The organism is Cupriavidus pauculus (assembly GCF_003854935.1).
In the GTDB taxonomy this organism is placed as follows: domain Bacteria; phylum Pseudomonadota; class Gammaproteobacteria; order Burkholderiales; family Burkholderiaceae; genus Cupriavidus; species Cupriavidus pauculus_C.
The window spans coordinates 1,567,984-1,585,050 of sequence record NZ_CP033970.1; the positions used below are offsets into that span (position 1 = coordinate 1,567,984).

General features: G+C 70.4%; 12 protein-coding genes. 2 read left to right on the plus strand and 10 right to left on the minus strand.

Annotated elements, in window-relative coordinates; translation table 11 throughout:
* Positions 1-5 precede the first annotated feature (5 nt).
* From chrA to EHF44_RS25115, 3 genes are read right to left on the minus strand one after another with little or no spacing between them, the layout of a single operon-like run.
* On the minus strand, positions 6-1,196 hold the full coding sequence (gene chrA / locus EHF44_RS25105; protein ID WP_124686386.1) for a chromate efflux transporter: 1,191 nt from the start codon (positions 1,194-1,196) through the stop codon (positions 6-8).
* Positions 1,193-2,575 (minus strand): ATP-binding protein, encoded by a 1,383-nt coding sequence (locus EHF44_RS25110; RefSeq protein WP_124686387.1) that lies wholly within the window; start codon positions 2,573-2,575, stop codon positions 1,193-1,195. Before EHF44_RS25110 ends, chrA begins: the two co-directional genes overlap by 4 nt.
* Positions 2,572-3,318: a response regulator gene (locus tag EHF44_RS25115; protein WP_124686388.1), complete on the minus strand. Its 747-nt coding sequence runs from the start codon at positions 3,316-3,318 to the stop codon at positions 2,572-2,574. The genes EHF44_RS25110 and EHF44_RS25115 overlap by 4 nt, the downstream gene beginning before the upstream one ends.
* 308 nt (positions 3,319-3,626) lie before the next feature.
* On the opposite strand from EHF44_RS25115, the gene EHF44_RS25120 reads away from it, so the two are divergent.
* Together EHF44_RS25120 and mdtD are read left to right on the plus strand one after the other, a co-directional pair.
* Positions 3,627-5,675, plus strand: a complete 2,049-nt coding sequence (locus EHF44_RS25120) for a TonB-dependent receptor family protein (protein WP_437340356.1) — start codon at positions 3,627-3,629, stop codon at positions 5,673-5,675.
* Between the two features lie 102 nt (positions 5,676-5,777).
* On the plus strand, positions 5,778-7,223 hold the full coding sequence (gene mdtD, locus EHF44_RS25125; RefSeq protein WP_124686390.1) for a multidrug transporter subunit MdtD: 1,446 nt from the start codon (positions 5,778-5,780) through the stop codon (positions 7,221-7,223).
* A 36-nt stretch (positions 7,224-7,259) separates the two neighbouring features.
* Here mdtD and EHF44_RS25130 read toward each other — a convergent pair whose 3' ends face one another.
* The 7 genes from EHF44_RS25130 to nirB all read right to left on the minus strand — a co-directional run bounded on the left by EHF44_RS25130 (position 7,260) and on the right by nirB (position 17,048).
* Positions 7,260-8,228, minus strand: a complete 969-nt coding sequence (locus tag EHF44_RS25130; RefSeq protein ID WP_124686391.1) for a threo-3-hydroxy-L-aspartate ammonia-lyase — start codon at positions 8,226-8,228, stop codon at positions 7,260-7,262.
* A 36-nt stretch (positions 8,229-8,264) separates the two neighbouring features.
* On the minus strand, positions 8,265-9,257 hold the full coding sequence (locus EHF44_RS25135) for an ornithine cyclodeaminase family protein (RefSeq protein WP_124686392.1): 993 nt from the start codon (positions 9,255-9,257) through the stop codon (positions 8,265-8,267).
* A complete protein-coding gene (locus tag EHF44_RS25140; RefSeq protein ID WP_124686393.1) occupies positions 9,247-9,873 on the minus strand; it encodes a helix-turn-helix transcriptional regulator in 627 nt (208 codons plus the stop codon). The genes EHF44_RS25135 and EHF44_RS25140 overlap by 11 nt, the downstream gene beginning before the upstream one ends.
* Positions 9,874-10,003: 130 nt before the next feature.
* Positions 10,004-12,751 carry a nitrate reductase gene (locus EHF44_RS25145; protein ID WP_124686394.1) on the minus strand — a complete coding sequence of 916 codons (2,748 nt, stop codon included), beginning with the start codon at positions 12,749-12,751 and terminating at the stop codon, positions 10,004-10,006.
* A gap of 33 nt (positions 12,752-12,784) precedes the next feature.
* Positions 12,785-14,041 (minus strand): NAD(P)/FAD-dependent oxidoreductase, encoded by a 1,257-nt coding sequence (locus EHF44_RS25150; protein ID WP_124686395.1) that lies wholly within the window; start codon positions 14,039-14,041, stop codon positions 12,785-12,787.
* A 31-nt stretch (positions 14,042-14,072) separates the two neighbouring features.
* Positions 14,073-14,471: a nitrite reductase small subunit NirD gene (nirD, locus tag EHF44_RS25155; protein ID WP_124686396.1), complete on the minus strand. Its 399-nt coding sequence runs from the start codon at positions 14,469-14,471 to the stop codon at positions 14,073-14,075.
* Positions 14,472-14,486: 15 nt separating this feature from the next.
* A complete protein-coding gene (gene nirB, locus EHF44_RS25160; RefSeq protein ID WP_124686397.1) occupies positions 14,487-17,048 on the minus strand; it encodes a nitrite reductase large subunit NirB in 2,562 nt (853 codons plus the stop codon).
* Between the last annotated feature and the right edge of the window lie 19 nt (positions 17,049-17,067).

The following is a 17,067-nucleotide window of genomic DNA, read 5'->3' on the forward strand; positions in this document are numbered from 1 at the left end:
GCCGGCTAGGCGAACCCCGCCGCCTGCCATCCCCACCCGGCCAGCGCGCAGCCCGCCACCACGGCCCACGGCGGCACACGCCACGCCGTCAGCGCGGTCAGCGCCAGCAGCGCCAGCGCGAAATCGGCCGGGCCCTGCACGGCGCTGGTCCAGACCGGCTGGTAGAGCGCGGCCAGCAGCAGGCCCACCACGGCCGCGTTGACACCGGACAGCGCCGCGCGCGTGGCCGGCTGGCGGCGCAGCCGCTCCCAGAACGGCAGCGCGCCGAACACCAGCAGGAACGACGGGGCGAAGATGGACAGCACGCAGAGCGCCCCGCCAGCCCAGCCGTTCGGTGCCAGCGTGTTGGCCGCGCCAAGGAAGGCCGCGAACGTGAACAGCGGGCCGGGCACCGCCTGCGCGGCGCCGTAGCCGGCCAGGAACGTGTCGTTGTCGACCCAGCCCGGCGGCACCACGGCGGCCTGCAGCAGCGGCAGCACCACGTGGCCGCCGCCGAACACCAGCGCGCCGGCGCGGTAGAACGCGTCGACCAGCGCCAGCGCGTGGCTGCCCGATTCGCGGGCCGCGAACGGCAGGCCCACCAGCAGCACCGCGAACACGGCCAGGCACAGCACCGCAAAGCCGTGGCTGACCGGCACCGACAACGGCTCGTGCGGCGCGGCCTGGGCGGTGCGAAACAGCCGCGCGCCCACCAGCCCGGCCACGACCATCGCACCGACCTGCCAGGCCGGCGAGGGCGCGATGGCGACCACGACCGCCGTCAGCGTCATCATCGTCAGGCGCGGTGCGTCGGGGCAGAGCGACCGCGCCATGCCCCACACGGCCTGCGCTACCACCGCCACCGCCGCCACCTTGAGCCCGTGCAGCGCACCGGCCGGCACGGCCTGCCCGAAGTGCGACAGCCCATAGGCAAACAGGATCAGCGCCACGGCCGACGGCAGCGTGAAGCCGATCCACGCCGCCAGCGCGCCCGCATAGCCCGCGCGCGACAGCCCCACGGCCATGCCGACCTGGCTGCTGGCCGGCCCGGGCAGGAACTGGCACAGCGCGACGATATCGGCATACGCCGCCTCGCTGAGCCAGCCCCGCCGCGCTACGAACGCGGTACGGAAATACCCCAGATGCGCCACCGGCCCCCCGAACGAGGTCAGGCCCAGGCGCAGGAACACGGCGAACACTTCCCAGACGGCGCTCAACGCTTGTTTCTCCCCGTGGTGGCGGGCCGGATCGTTGCCACCAGTCCCGTGCCGTCGGCAGCCGGGCGGTTGGCAAGGTCGATGGTCAGGCCATGCAGCTCGGCAATGCGCCGCGCAATCGAAATTCCCAGCCCCGTGCCTTGTTCCTGCTGGCCGCCGCCGCGAAAGAAGCGCCGGCCCAGCCGTTCCATATGCGCGGGGTCAACGCCGGGCCCGCGGTCGGCCACGACGATGCGGTCCGGCTCGAACGCCAGCGTGACCACCGAGCCGGCCGGGCCGTAGCGCAGCGCGTTGTCCATCAGGTTGCGCAGCAGGGTGCCGAGCAGCGTGCCGTCGCCGCAGACGTCCAGCGGCGGGCGGCCGTCCGCCGGCCAGAGCACTTCCATGTCGACTTGCCGGCGCTCGGACAGCAGCAGGCAATCGGACAGCACCTGCCGCGACACCTCGCGCCAGTCCACCGGCGCGCGGGCGGGCGACGTGGTGTCATCCTCCAGCCGGCTCAGCGTCAGCAGTTGCGACACCAGGTGGCCCAGGCGGTCGATGCCGGCCTCGACCTTGACGGCGGCCTGCGCGCGTTCGTCCGCATCGGCCGAGCGGCGCGCCACGTCCCATTGCGCCTTGAGCGCGGCCAGCGGGGTGCGCATCTCGTGCGCGGCATCGGCGGTCAGGCGGCGTTCATGTTCGAGCAGGGCCGACACGCGGTCCAGCAGCCGGTTCATCGCCTGGACCAGCGGCATCAGTTCGCGCGGCACGCCATGCGCGGCAATCGGCGTGGGATCGCCCGGCGCGCGCGTGGCGATGGCTTGCGAGATGTCGGTGAGCGGCCGCAGCATGCGGCGGATGCCCAGGATCAGCAGCATGGTCAGCAGCGGCAGGCCCAGCGCCCACGGCAGCACCTGCGCCTGCAGGTAGGCCACCACCAGTTCCTCGCGCTCGGCCATCAACTGGCCGACGCAGACGCGCCAGCCGTCCACGGGGTCTTCCAGGTAGTACAGCCGCCATGCGCGGGCGTCGAGCGTGCGGTCGGTAAAGCCGGCCACCTGCGGCAGGCGGGGCAGGCGGTCGCCGTCGGGGTCGATGTGCAGCGGCTCGCCGTTTGCGCGCCACGCGGCAATCGCCAGGTCACCCAGGCCGGCCGCCCCAAGATCGCCCACCTCGGCATTGCCGGTGCCGTAGCCGCCGGGGGGCGGCTGGTGGATGGCACCTGGCTGCACCAGCGGCAGCACGGCCTGCATCTGCTGGGCCATGCGCACCATCGCGGTGTCGTAGAGTTCGTTGACTTCCATCCGCGCGTTGCGGAAGACCAGCACGCTGGTCACCACCCAGGCAAAGAAGACGGTCAGCAGGACGACCAGGATCAGCCGCCGTTGCAGCGTCATGCGGGGGCCCCGCCTGCGCCACCGTCGCCATGGTCTCCACTGTCACCCGCTTCGCCAGCGTCGGGGGCCGGCGCCGCCAGCGCATCCACCGTGCCCAGCGTATAGCCGGCGCCGCGCAGCGTGCGGACGATGCCGGGATGGAGCTTGCGGCGCAGATGATGGATATGAACTTCGAGCGTGTTGCTCTCCGAGCCTTTCTCCCATTCGTAGAGCTTGTCGCGCAGGAATTCGCGCGTCAGCACGCGGTTGGGATGGGTCAGCAGCAGTTCCAGCAGCATCGACTCGCGGCTGGTCAGGTCCACGGACTTGCCGTGCCAGACCGCCAGCCGCGCGGCCGGATGGTATTCGAGCGGGCCGTGGCGCCAGACCGGCTCCAGCATGCCCGCCGCCCGGCGCGACACGGCGCGCAGCCGCGCGGCCAGTTCGTCGAGGTCGACCGGCTTGATCAGGTAGTCGTCGGCGCCAGCGTCCAGCCCGCCGATGCGGTCCTGCACGGCGTCGCGCGCGGTCAGGATGACCACCGGCGTATGCCGTCCCTGGTTGCGCCAGCGCAGCAGCATCGTCACGCCGTCCTCGTCGGGCAGGCCCAGGTCCAGCAGCACGGCGTCGTAATGCATGGCGGCGATGGCGCGGTCGGCCTCGGCCGCCGTGCGGAACCAGTCCGCGGCATGCCCCATCAGCTTCAGTCCGCGATGCAGGCCATCGCCGAGCATGGGGTCGTCTTCAACGATAAGGATTCTCATCTGGCAGGGATGGGGGCCGAAGGTTTGCGCCGGCCGCGCCAGACAGCGTGCGGCGGCACCAGAGGGTAGCATTGCGCCGGCCACGGCGCATCATCAATCTGACGCCCGGGCGCCACGCCGCCGCGCTGTCAGCGTGCGCCCGACGGCGCGGGCCCGATGGCCGGGAGTAGACTAGGCGCCACGCGCAATCCGCGCGTGCGAGGTGTCTATCTTCGGGACGCGCCCCCATGCACGCTGCCGGCAGGACCCAGACTTCCGCACTGCGTACCGCACTGCTGGCCGCGCTCGGGCGCCGGCCGGCCGCCTGGATGGCGGTGCCGCTGGCCATGACCCCGGCCGTGCCGGCCAGCGCGCAAGAAGCGGCGCTGCCCGACGTGGTGGTCAGCGCCAGCCGCAACGAGCAGCGGCGCTTCGACGCGCCGGCCGCCATCGACAGCATCGCCGTGGACCCGTTCACGGCCACGTCGCCGCTGGTCAACCTGTCCGAGCTGACGCTGACCAGCCCCGGCATCGCCGTGCGCGACCGCCAGAACTATTCGCAGGACCTGCAGATCGCGGTGCGCGGGTTTGGCAGCCGGTCGACGTTCGGCGTGCGCGGCGTGCGGCTGTTTGTCGACGGCATTCCGGCGACGATGCCGGACGGGCAGGGCCAGTCGTCGACGTTCGACCTGGCCAACGCCAGCCGCGTGGAAATCCTGCGCGGGCCGTTTGCCCAGATGTACGGCAATGCCTCGGGCGGCGTGGTGCAGGTCTTCACGCCCGACCCGCCCACGCAGGGGTTTGCCGGGCGAGCGTCCACCGGCTTCGGGTCGGACGGCCAGTGGCAGGCCGGCGTGACGCTGGGCGGCGGCAACGACCGCCTGGGCGGCACGCTCGATGCCTGGACCTACCAGACCGACGGCTACCGCGACCACAGCGCCGCGCGGCGCTACCAGCTCAACGCCAAGATCGTGGCCCGGCCCGCCACGGGCACCAGGGTCACGGGCCAGTTCAACTACTTCAACCAGCCGCTGGCCGAAGACCCGCTGGGGCTGACGCGCGCGCAGGCCGAGGCCAATCCGCGCCAGTCGGTGCCGGCCGCCACCCAGTTCAACACCGGCAAGGACGTGGAGCAGACCCAGGCCGGGGTGGTCGTGGAGCACCAGTTGACCGAGCGCGACAGCCTGAACTTCCGGCTCTACGGCGGCGGCCGGCAGCTTACGCAGCGGCTGGGCTTCAGCGGCGCGGCGCCCACGTCGGCGGGCGGCATCGTCGACCTGGACCGCACCTACGGCGGCGGCGCGCTGTCGTGGACGCGCAAGACCACGGCCAACGGCCTGCCGCTGCAATGGACAGCCGGCATCGAGGCCAACGCCATGCGCGACGGGCGCCACGGCTACGTCAACGACAACGGCCAGCAGGGCGCGCTGCGCCGCGACGAGACCGACGAGGCGGCCGACTACGGCGCCTTCGCGCAATTCAACTGGACCGTGCATCCGGCCTGGGAACTGGTGGGCGGGGTGCGGGCCAGCAGGGTGCGGCTGCGCATCGACGACCATTTCGTGACCGCCGCCAGCCCCGACGACAGTGGCACGTCCACGTACCACAACGTCAGCCCGGTGCTGGGCGTGGTCTGGCATGCGATGGAGTCGCTCAACGTCTACGCCAACCTGGGGCGCGGCTTCGAAACGCCCACGCTGACCGAGGTGGCCTACGGCCCGGGCGGCGTCGGGGCCAACCTGGGGCTGCAGGCGTCCACGAGCCGGCAGGGCGAGATCGGCGTGAAATGGCAGTCAGGCAGCCAGCGGCTGGAGGCCGCGCTGTTCGATGCCGACAGCCACGCCGAGGTGGTGCCGCTGGCCAACGATGCCGGCCGCACGGTCTACCAGAACGTGGATGGCGTGCGCCGGCGCGGGCTGGAACTGGGCTGGCGCGGCGCGTTCGGTCCGGGCGAGCGGCTGGCGGCCGGGCTGGGCTACACCTACCTGTCGGCCTACTTCGGCGAATCGTTCGTCAACGCGCAGGGCGCCACCGTGGCGGCTGGCAACCGGCTGCCGGGCACCGCGCGGCACAGCCTGGGCGCCGAGGTCACGTACCGGCCGTGGGGCCAGTGGATGGTGGGCGTGGAGGCCCGCGCGGACAGCAAGGTCTACGCCGACGACCTGAACACGCAGGCCGCGCCCGGCTACCTCACCATCAACCTGAAGACCGGCTACACGTTCAAGGTAGGCGCCACGCAGCTCTACGTGTTCGGCCGGATCGACAACGTGGCCGACCGGCACTACATCGGCTCGGTCATCGTCAATGAAGCCAATGGCAGATACTACGAGCCGGCGCCGGGGCGGCGCTTCTTCGTCGGTCTGCGGGCGTCGATGTGACCGGGGCCGGGAGCCCCGAATGGGCGATGATCGTGCCGCGCGCTTGCCATGCGGCCATCGCCCGCCTAAGGTTGCGGTTTTAGCCGCCTTCCGCGCGCCGCCATGCCGTTAGCCCCGCCCCCCGTCGATACCGTCTCCACGCCCCAGGACCCCAAGCTGCGCATCATGCTGTGGGTGGTGGCCGTGGGCTTCTTCATGCAGACGCTGGACTCCACCATCGTCAACACCGCGTTGCCGTCGATGGCGCGCAGCCTGGGCGAGAGCCCGCTGCGCATGCAGTCGGTGGTCATCGCGTACTCGCTGACAATGGCCGTCATCATCCCGGCGTCGGGCTGGCTGGCCGACCGCTTTGGCACGCGCACGATCTTCCAGACCGCCATCGGCCTGTTCGTGCTGGGGTCGCTGCTGTGCGCCTGGGCGCCCACGCTGCCGCTGCTGGCGGCGGCGCGCGTGGTGCAGGGCGCGGGCGGGGCGATGCTGCTGCCGGTGGGGCGGCTGTCGGTGCTGCGCACGTTCCCGCGCGAGCAGTATCTGCAGGCGCTGAGCTTCGTGGCCATCCCCGGCATGATCGGGCCGCTGATCGGGCCGACGCTGGGCGGCTGGATCACGCAGACGTTCTCCTGGCACTGGATCTTCCTGATCAACGTGCCGGTGGGGCTGATTGGCGCGGTGGCCACGGTGCGCTACATGCCCAACGCGCGGCTGCCCGGCATCGGGCGCTTTGACATCGCCGGCTATGCGTTCCTGGCCATCGCCATGGTGACGCTGTCGTTCTCGCTCGACGGGCTGGCCGGCATGGGCTTCCAGCACGCCACGGTGCTGATGCTGCTGATTGCCAGCATGGCCGCGCTGACCGCCTACGTGTTCCACGCCCGGCGCAGCGCGGCGCCGCTGTTTCCGCTGCAGCTGTTCGGCATCCACGCGTTCAGCGTGGGGCTGCTGGGCAACCTGTTCGCGCGGATCGGCAACGGCGCCATGCCGTTCCTGATTCCGCTGACGCTGCAGTTGAGCCTGGGTTACTCGCCGTTCAACGCCGGGCTGATGATGGTGCCGGTGACCGTGGCCGGCATGGCGTCCAAGCGGCTGGCCACGCACCTGATCGAACGCTTTGGCTACCGCAAGGTGCTGGTGACCAACACGTTCGTGGTGGGGCTGGTGATGGCGTCGTTCGCGCTGATCTCGCCCGAGCGCCCGCTGCCGCTGGTGATCGTCATGATGGCGATCTTCGGCGCCGTGAACTCCATCCAGTTCACGGCCATGAACACGGTGACGCTGAAGGACCTGAGCGGCGTGACGGCCAGCAGCGGCAACAGCATGCTGTCGATGGTGCAGATGCTGTCGATGAGCCTGGCGGTAACGTCCGCCGGCGCGCTGCTGGCGACGTTCCAGGGCGGCATCGGCTCGCACCACTTCGACGTGCTGCCGGCCTTCCACGCGACGTTCATCTGCGTGGGCCTGATCACGTCGGCGTCGGCCTGGATCTTCATGCAGCTCGACCGCGAGCCGATCGTGGCGGTGGCCAGGGCGCAGCCGTCGGAAGAGGTGTAGGGGAGCCCCCCAGGCTGGCGGGGCGGGGCGGTAACCCTACCGCTTCATCAACTCACAAAACCACGCGATATCGACGTTGCCGCCGCTGATGACGATGCCGACGCGCTTGCCCTTGAGCGCGTCCGCCTGCTGCAGCGCGGCGGCCAGGCCCAGGGCGCCGGTCGGCTCGACGATCATCTTCATGCGCTCGGCAAAGAAGCGCATGGCGTCGACCAGTTGCGCGTCGGTGGCGGTCAGGATGTCGGTGACATCGCGCTGGATGATCGGGAACGTGTGCTGGCCCAGGTGCTGCGTCTGGGCGCCGTCGGCGATGGTCTTGGGCGTGTCGATGTGGACGATGCTGCCGCTGCGGAACGACTGCTGGCCGTCGTTGCCGGCTTCCGGCTCCACGCCGTAGAGCTCGCATTGCGGCGCCAGCGCGCGCGTGGCGAGCGCCGTGCCCGACAGCAGCCCGCCGCCGCCCAGCGGCGCGAACAGCGCGTCCAGCGTGCCCACTTCCTCGAACAGTTCCCTGGCGGTCGTGCCCTGGCCGGCCATCACGTCCGGATGGTCGTAGGGCGGAATCAGCGTCATGCCGTGCTTTTCCGCCAGGTCGCGGCCGATGGCCTCGCGGTCTTCCGTGTAGCGGTCGTAGATCACCACGTTGGCGCCGTAGCCCTTGGTGGCGGCGATCTTGAGCGCCGGGGCGTCGGCCGGCATCACGATCGTGGCCGGCATGCCCAGCAGCCGGGCCGACAGCGCGATGCCCTGGGCGTGGTTGCCGGACGAGAACGCCACCACGCCGCCCTGGCGCTGCGCGGGCGTGAACTTCGACAGCGCGTTGAAGGCGCCGCGGAACTTGAATGCGCCCATGCGCTGGAAGTTCTCGCACTTGAAGAACACTTCGGCGCCAAGCCGGTCGTTGAGCGTGCGCGACGTATGGACCGGCGTGCGGTTGGCGTAGCCGGCAATGCGTTCGGCGGCGGCTTCGACGTCGGCGTAGGTGGGCAGGGGCAGGGTCGTCATGATGGTCGGGAGCGGATGGACGCGGGAGGAAATCGGTTACCAGGGCCAGGCCAGGCGCGTGCCGGCGCCGTCGGCCAGGGCCCGTTCGTGCAGGAAGCGCGCGACGGTCAGGTCTTGCAGCGCCAGGCCCGTCATGTCGAACACGGTGATGTCGTCGGGCTGGCGCGCGAACGTGGCGGCGCCGGTCAGCAGGTCGCCCAGTTCGATGCAGTGCAGGTCCGGCGCCCACTGGCATTCGCCGATGCGGCGCGCCTGGTCCAGGTCGTCGGCAATCACCGTGGCCCGCGCCAGCACGCCGTCCGGCAGCTCGCGCTTGCCGGTGGTGTCGGCGCCCACGCAGGTCAGGTGGGTGCCCGGCTGCACGGCGCCGGCGTCGAACAGCGCGCCGCCGCCCGGCGTGGCCGTGATGACCACATCGGCCTGGGCCACGGCGGCATTGCGGTCCGGCGCGTGGGTGATGCGGCCACGGCCGCCCAGGCTGGCCGCGAACTCGGCCTCGAAACCGGCGTCTGGCGCGCCGCTGGCGGTCACGTAGCTGACCTCGGCGAGCGACGGCAGCAGCGCCAGCGCGTACGCCAGCTGCACGCGCGCCTGCACGCCGGTGCCGAACACGCAGACGCGGCGGCTGTCCGGCCGGGCCAGCCGTTGCAGGCCGATGCCGCCGGCCGCGCCGGTGCGGGCCGTGGTGATCGCGTTGCCGTCGAGGATGCAGAGCGGCCGGCCCGTGTCCGGGTCGACCAGCATGATGGTCGCCTGGTGCGGTTCGCCGCCGCGCTCGCGGTTGCCGGGCCAGAACCCGGCGGCCTTGAAGCCCAGCAGGTTCTGCCGGCCCACGTCGCCGGCCTTGATGCCGAACACGCCGCCGGTATGCAGCGTTTCGCGGATCAGCGGAAAGACGCGGCCTTCGCGGTGGCTGTGCAGCACGAATGCCTCGCGCACGGCCGCCACGACGTCGTCGGGAATCAGCGCCGCTTCCACGGCATGTTTGTCGAGCAGCAGCAGCTGCGCGGCGGCGCGGTCAGCGGGCATAGGTGTAGACGGTGGCACGCGACACCCCCAGGTGGGCCGCGATGGTTTCCATGGCCCGGCGCACTTCCAGCAGCCCGCCGGCCTTCAGTTCGGCCAGCAGCGCGCGCCGGTCCTCGATCTTCAGCGCGCGCGGCGTGGTGGCCAGCCGCGCGGCAAAGGCGTCGATGCGCGCGCGCAGCGCCTCGGTGCTGGCCGGGTCCAGCGTTTCCTCGGGGCCCTCGGCGGTGGTCTGCACGAACTGGCCCATCGCCATCTGCAGGCTGCGGAACAGCGTCAGGTCCACGTTCATGCACAGCGCGGCCACGTAGCGGCCTGTGCTGTCCTTGATGCCGATCGACGTGCTCTTGGCCTGCCGGCCATCGGCAAACTGGTTCGGATAGTTGGCCAGGATCTGCGGATAGCCGGGATCGGTGATGCGGGCCTCGCCCAGCTCGGTGGTGGGGTCGCCCACGGCGCGGCCGGACAGGTTGTTGTGGATCGCCAGGATCGACTGGCCCGGCTCCAGCAGGTCGTGCAGCACGACCTCGCAGAACGGCGCCAGCGTCTGGCCCAGCCCGTCGGCTATCTGCTTCACTTGTTCGAGCAGCAGGCGCTGCTCCGGGGTCCGTTCTGGCATGGCGGGCCGCATCGGCGATGAAAAACGATGCTGGACAGTTTGTATAAAACTGGACGAATTGTCAAGAAATCGACGGAAAAATGGCGCGGGAGCCGCCTGGCTGCCGCGCCATGTGAGTCCGCTGCTGATGTCAGGCCGCTTCGGCGGCTTCGACGATGCGGATCTCGGCCAGCAGCTTGCGCAGCTCCGGCACGCACGATCCGCAGTTGCCGCCGGCCTTCACGCAGGCCGTGATCTCGGCCGTGGACTTCAGGTCGTGCTGGCGCACGGCGTCGCAGATCGTATTGCGGCCCACGCCGAAGCACGAGCAGACGGTGGGGCCGGCATCGGCGGTCTTTTCCAGCGGCTGGCCCAGCAGCAGGCCGATGCGGTCGCCGTCTTCCAGCCGGTCCTGGCCGAAGAGCTGCGACAGCCACGCGCGCGACGGCAGCTCGGCGCGGGTGGACACGTACACGCATGCCTCCAGCCGGTCGTCGACCACGTAGCCGGCGTGATAGACCCCGGCGGTGCGGTCCTCGTATTCCAGCCAGTCGGCATCCGGGTCCTGCACGCCCAGCAGCGCGCGGGCCCAGGCGGCGCGGTCGGCCACGTGCTCGCGCCCGGCGAATTCATAGCGCTGGAACTGGCGGCCCTGCACGCGCGTCCAGTACGTCAGCGCCTCGGCGGGCAGCGCGCGGCGGCTCAGCACAAAGCCGTGCCACGACACGCGGAATTCCTCCACGCGCACCGGCGTGTGCTTGAACTCGGGCTCGCCCGAGACCGGGTCGACCACCGGATTCACCACGGCGCCCACGCGCGCGTCGGAACTGAACTGGTCGTTCCAGTGGATCGGCACGAACACGCTGCCGCGCGGAATGCCGCCGCCAAAGCGCACGCGGGCCACCATGGCGCCCCAGCGGCTGGTCACGCGCGCCAGCTTGCCTTCGCCCACGCCGCACAGCAGCGCGTCCTGCGGGTGCATGTCGACGAACGGCTCGGGCAGGTGGTCGGCCAGCCGCGCGGCCTTGCCGGTGCGCGTCATGGTGTGCCACTGGTCGCGCACGCGGCCGGTGTTCAGGATCAGCGGGAATTCGTCGTCGGCGGCATGCGCCGGGGCGCGCGACGCCGTCGGCACGAACCGCGCCCGGCCATCGGGGAACGCGTAGCGGCCATCCTCGAACAGCCGGCTGGTGCCGGCGGCCGTGGCGCCTGGCACCGGCCACTGCACGGGCACGAAATCGTCGTAGTCGCGCCGGGCCAGGCCGGCCAGCCCGCCGATGTCGAACATGCGGGGCGCCTCGGTGGCGTCGGCGTCGCCATTGCGCCAGGCCGACAGCCGCGCGTGCTCGTCGAAGATCTCGTGCTGGCTGGCGTAGTCGAAGCCGGCAAAGCCCATGCGGCGTGCCACGTCGCACAGGATGTCCCAGTCCGCGCGCGCCTCGCCGGGCACGGGCAGGAACGCCCGCTGGCGCGAGATGCGGCGCTCGGAGTTGGTCACCGTGCCGTCTTTCTCGCCCCAGCCCAGCGCGGGCAGCAGCACATGGGCGGCGTCGTTGGTGTCGGTATGCGTGACCACGTCGGACGTGACCACCAGTTCGCACTTTGCCAGCGCGCGGCGCGCCTGGTCGGCATCGGGCAGGCTGACCACGGGATTGGTGGCGATAACCCAGACGGCCTTGACCTGGCCGGCCTCGATGGCGCGGAACAGGTCCACGGCCTTCAGGCCGGGTTGGTCGGCCATGCGCGGCGACTGCCAGAAATCCTGCACGATGTCCCGGTGGACCGGGTTGGCCAGCTCCATGTGCGCGGCCAGCATGTTGGCCAGGCCGCCCACCTCGCGGCCGCCCATCGCGTTGGGCTGCCCGGTCAGCGAGAACGGGCCCATGCCGGGGCGGCCGATGCGGCCGGTCAGCAGGTGGCAGTTGATGATCGCGTTGACCTTGTCCGTGCCCGACGACGACTGGTTCACGCCCATCGAGAACGCCGTGATGACCTTGCCGGTGCCGGCAAACAGTTCGAAGAACGTGCGCACGTCCTGCGGGTCGAGCTTGCACGCGCGGGCCAGCGCGTCGAGGTCGGTGCCGTCGGCATCGGCGGCCGCCAGCGCGGCGTCCAGCCCGCTGGTATGGGCGTCGACGAACGCGGCATCGGCATGGCCCTGGCGCGCCAGATAGCCGAGCAGGCCGTTGAACAGCCGCACGTCGGTGCCGGCGCGCAGCGGCAGATGCAGGTCGGCCAGCTCGCACGTGGCGGTGCGGCGCGGGTCGATGGCCACGATCTTCATGCCGGGCCGCGCTTCCTTGGCGCGCGTCAGGCGCTGGAACAGGATCGGGTGGCACCACGCCGTGTTGGAGCCCACCAGCACCACCAGGTCAGCCTGTTCCAGGTCGTCGTAGCTGCACGGCACCAGGTCCTCGCCAAACGCGCGCTTGTGGCCGGCCACGGCCGACGACATGCACAGGCGCGAATTGGTGTCGATATTGGCCGAGCCGATGAAGCCCTTCATCAGCTTGTTGGCGATGTAGTAGTCCTCGGTCAGGATCTGGCCGGACACGTAGAGCGCCACGGCGTCCGGGCCGTGCCGCGCCACGATGTCGGCAAAGCCGCTGGCGACCTTGTCCAGCGCGGCGTCCCAGCTCACGCGGCGCAGTGATCCGTCGGGCTGGCGCAGTTGCGGGTGCAGCAGCCGGCCGTCCAGGCCGACGGTGTCGCCCAGCGCCGACCCCTTCACGCACAGGCGGCCGAAGTTCGACGGATGGTCGGCATCGCCCTGGACTTCAACCTGGCCGTCGGCGCGCAGCGTGGCGCGCACCCCGCACCCCACGCCGCAGTACGGGCAGGTGGTGGAGACAGTCTTGGTGGCGGTGGTGGCGACCACCGCAATATCGGACAGGTTCACGGTATCAATCTCTAAGGTCGGCGGCGGCCGGCGTCAGGCCGCCAGGGACTCGCACTGCGCCTGGCCGAACAGCAGGCGCTGCCGCAGCGCGGCCACGGGCTTGCCGCTCTGGATCAGGTCGAAATACCACGGGCCGTCCTTGACGTCGCCGTACAGCACGGCGCCGACGAGCCGGCCATCCTGCAGCACCAGCCGCTTGTACACGCCGCGGCGCGCATCGCGCAGCACCAGGTCCTCGCTGCCTTCAGCGCCGATGAAGTCGCCGGCCGAGTACAGGTCCACGCCCGTCACCTTGAGCTTGGTGGCCGTGGCCTGCTGGATGTAGCGCCGATGGCCCGCGCCGGCCAGGTGCGCCGCGCAGACGCGCGCCTGGTCCCAGATCGGCGCCACCAGGCCAAACGTGGCGTTGCGGTGCTGCACGCATTCGCCCACGGCGTAGATGCGCGGGTCGAACGTCTGCAGCGTGTCGTCGACGACGATGGCACGCTCGCAGTGCAGCCCGGCGCCGGCCGCCAGTTCGATGTTCGGGCGAACGCCGGCGGTCATCACCACCAGGTCCGCCGGCACCTGCGAGCCGTCCTGGAAGCGCACGCCGGTGACGCGGTCGTCGCCCAGGATGGCCGCGGTCTGCGCCTTCAGCAGGAAGCGCAGGCCCTTGCGCTCCAGCGCGGCCTTCAGCAGTTCGGCGGCGGGCTTGTCGAGCTGGCGCTCCATCAGGCTGTCGGCCAGGTGCACCACGGTGACGTCCATGCCCTGGCGCATCAGCCCGTTGGCGGCTTCCAGCCCCAGCAGGCCGCCGCCGATGACCACGGCGTGGCGGTGGTTGCGCGCGGCGTGGAGCATCGTCTCCACGTCCTGGATGTCGCGGAACGCGATCACGCCGTCCAGCGCGTGGCCGGGCACCGGGATGATGAACGGCTTGGAGCCCGTGGCCAGCAGCAGCCGGTCGTAGCGCACCTCGCGGCCCGAGGCCGAGCGCACGATGCGGCGCGGCCGGTCGATGGCCACCACGGGGTCGCCGGCCAGCAGCTCGATGCCGTGCTGGGTGTACCAGTCGCGCGTGTTGAGCATGATGTCGTCGACGGTCTTCTCGCCGGCGAGCACCGGGCTCAGCAGGATGCGGTTGTAGTTGCCGTGGGGCTCGGCGCCGAACACCGTGATGTCGTACAGGTCCGGCGCGAGCTTGAGCAGTTCTTCCACCGTGCGCATGCCGGCCATGCCGTTGCCGACGACGACCAGGCGCGGCCGGGCCGACGCGGCGGGAGATGAGGCGTTTGACGTCGTGAGCATGATCGTAGGGCGCGTGGAGGGGGCAGGGGGTTCAGGCGGCGAGTTCTTCCTCGACCCCGGCCGGCGTAGCGGCGCCCGTGGTGGCCGATGCGGCCACCCAGACCTTGCCGTCGTAGACGCGGGCCGCGTAGGCCGTGACCGAGTGCTCGGGCGCCTCCAGGCATTCGCCGGTGCGCAGGTCGAAGTGGTGCTTGTAGATCGGCGAAGCCACCACGATGCGGTCGCCCAGGCTGCCAACCAGGCCGCGCGACAGCACGTTGGCCTGCGAATTCGGATCGAAATTGGCGATCGCGTAGACCTCTTCTCCCCGGCCAATGCGGAACACGGCCACCTGCTGCCGGTCCACCAGCGCGCAGACACCAGTATTGGGCACGATGTCGCGCAAGGTGCAGATTGCGGTCCAGGTTTCGGGATGGTGGGCTTGGCTCATCACGTTCTCCTTGTTTCAGGCAGCTTTGGCGGGCACGGCAACCACGGGAATGTGGCTCAGGCGGTTGCGCTGCAAGTTCCGTTCCTCCGGCGTGGCCGGGCGGATCTGGCCGCGCTCTTCCAGGAAGACGAGGTTGTCGTCGCGCAGGTCGCTGTTGACGAAGTGGCGGAAGCGCTTGCGGGTCTCGGGGTCGGTGATGGCCTTCTTCCACTCGTCCTCGTAGGTGTTCACCACGTGCTGCATCTCGGCTTCCAGGTCGGCGCCGATGCCGAGCTTGTCGTCGATGACCACGGCCTTCAGGTAGTCCAGGCCGCCTTCCAGGTTGTCGCGCCAGGTGCTGGTGCGCTGCAGGCGGTCGGCCGTGCGCACGTAGAACATCAGGAAGCGGTCGATGTAGCGCACCAGCGTCTCGCGGTCCAGGTCGCCGGCCAGCAGTTCGGCGTGGCGCGGCTTCATGCCGCCGTTGCCGCAGACGTAGAGGTTCCAGCCGCGCTCGGTGGCGATGATGCCCACGTCCTTGCCCTGCGCCTCGGCGCACTCGCGCGTGCAGCCCGACACGCCGAACTTGATCTTGTGCGGCGCGCGCAGGCCCTTGTAACGGTTCTCGATGTCGATCGCCAGGCCCACGGAGTCGTCCACGCCGTAGCGGCACCACGTCGACCCGACGCACGACTTCACCGTGCGCAGCGACTTGCCGTAGGCGTGGCCCGATTCGAAGCCGGCGGCCACCAGTTCTTCCCAGATCAGCGGCAGTTCCTCCAGCCGGGCGCCGAACATGTCCACGCGCGCGCCGCCGGTGATCTTGGTGTAGAGGCCGTACTTCTTGGCCACCTGGCCCACGGCGATCAGGCCGTCAGGCGTGACCTCGCCGCCCGGCATGCGCGGCACCACCGAGTACGTGCCGTCCTTCTGGATGTTGGCCAGGAAGTAGTCGTTCGAATCCTGCAGGCTGGCGTGCTCTTCCTTGAGCACGAACTCGTTCCAGCACGAGGCCAGGATGCTGCCCACCGTGGGCTTGCAGATGTCGCAGCCCAGGCCCTTGCCGTGCGCGGCCAGCAGGTCGTCGAACGTCTTGAACTTGCCCACCCGCACCAGGTGGTACAGCTCCTGGCGCGAGTACGGAAAGTGCTCGCAGATGTGGTTGTTGACGGCCATGCCCTGCTTCTTCATCTCGGCCTTCATGATCTGCGTGACCAGCGGCACGCAGCCGCCGCACGCGGTGCCGGCCTTGGTGCAGGTCTTCAGCGCGCCGATGCTGGTGGCGCCGTCGGTCACGGCCGCGCAGATCTGGCTCTTGCTGACGTTGTTGCACGAGCAGATCTGGGCGGTGTCGGGCAGCGCGTCGGCGCCCAGCGCAGGCTTGGCCTGGCCGTCCGACGATGGCAGGATCAGGAATTCGGGCGATTCCGGCAGCTCGATGCGGTTCAGCATCATCTGCAGCAGCGTGCCGTACTCGGCCGCATCGCCCACCAGCACGCCGCCGAGCAGGTACTTGCCGCAATCGGACACCACAAGCTTCTTGTAGACCTGCTTGCGCTCGTCGGTGAACTGGTACGACCGGCTGCCCGGCGCGTTGCCGTGCGGGTCGCCGATGCTGGCCACGTCCACGCCCATCAGCTTGAGCTTGGTGCTCATGTCGGCGCCGGCAAACTCGGCGGCCTCGCCGCGCAGGTGGCGGGCGGCCACGCGGGCCATGTCGTAGCCGGGGGCCACCAGGCCGTAGATCTTGCCGTCCCAGAGCGCGCATTCGCCGATGGCGTAGACGTGCGGGTCCGAGGTCAGGCAGTTGTTGTCGATGGTGATGCCGCCGCGCGGGCCCACGGCCAGGCCGGCCTGGCGCGCCAGTTCGTCGCGCGGGCGGATGCCGGCCGAGAACACGATCATGTCGGTGTCCAGGTGCGTGCCGTCGGCAAAGTTCATGCGGTGCGTGCCGTCCACGCCATCGACGATCTCCACCGTGTTCTTGCCCGTGTGGGCCGTCACGCCAAGGTCCTGGATCTTCTGGCGCAGCATGCGGCCGCCGCCGTCGTCCACCTGCACGGCCATCAGGCGCGGGGCAAACTCCACCACGTGGGTTTCCAGCCCCATGTCGCGCAGCGCCTTGGCGCATTCCAGGCCCAGCAGCCCGCCGCCGATGACCACGCCCGTGCGGGCGCGCCGGCCGCATTCGAGCATGGCTTCCAGGTCTTCGATGGTGCGGTAGACGAAGGTGTCCTTGCGGTCCTTGCCCGGCAGCGGCGGCACGAACGGGTACGAGCCGGTGGCCAGCACCAGCTTGTCGTAGGACAGTGTCTCGCCGGTGGACGTGGTGACGGTCTTCGCCGCCGTGTCGATGCCCGTGGCCCTGGCGTTCAGGCGCAGCAGCATGTTGTTGTGCTGGTCGAAGAAGCCCGCCGGCACCAGCGACAGGTCATCGGCCGACTTGCCGGCGAAGAATTCCGAGAGGTGGACGCGGTCGTAGGCGGGGCGCGGCTCCTCGCAGAGCACCGTCACTTCCAGGTCCTGCGCGCCGGCATCGGCCAGGCATTCCAGGAACTTGTGGCCGACCATGCCGTGCCCGACGATGATGATCTTCATGATGCTTTCCTTGTGCGGG

Coding starts and splice junctions, on each gene's coding strand:
- EHF44_RS25120 (WP_437340356.1), top strand. CDS start 3,627: ATGGCGGTGCCGCTGGCCATGACCCCGGCCGTGCCGGCCAGCGCGCAA.
- EHF44_RS25140 (WP_124686393.1), bottom strand. CDS start 9,873: ATGCCAGAACGGACCCCGGAGCAGCGCCTGCTGCTCGAACAAGTGAAG.
- nirB (WP_124686397.1), bottom strand. CDS start 17,048: ATGAAGATCATCATCGTCGGGCACGGCATGGTCGGCCACAAGTTCCTG.
- EHF44_RS25135 (WP_124686392.1), bottom strand. CDS start 9,257: ATGCCCGCTGACCGCGCCGCCGCGCAGCTGCTGCTGCTCGACAAACAT.
- EHF44_RS25110 (WP_124686387.1), bottom strand. CDS start 2,575: ATGACGCTGCAACGGCGGCTGATCCTGGTCGTCCTGCTGACCGTCTTC.
- EHF44_RS25150 (WP_124686395.1), bottom strand. CDS start 14,041: ATGCTCACGACGTCAAACGCCTCATCTCCCGCCGCGTCGGCCCGGCCG.
- EHF44_RS25115 (WP_124686388.1), bottom strand. CDS start 3,318: ATGAGAATCCTTATCGTTGAAGACGACCCCATGCTCGGCGATGGCCTG.
- mdtD (WP_124686390.1), top strand. CDS start 5,778: ATGCCGTTAGCCCCGCCCCCCGTCGATACCGTCTCCACGCCCCAGGAC.
- EHF44_RS25130 (WP_124686391.1), bottom strand. CDS start 8,228: ATGACGACCCTGCCCCTGCCCACCTACGCCGACGTCGAAGCCGCCGCC.
- nirD (WP_124686396.1), bottom strand. CDS start 14,471: ATGAGCCAAGCCCACCATCCCGAAACCTGGACCGCAATCTGCACCTTG.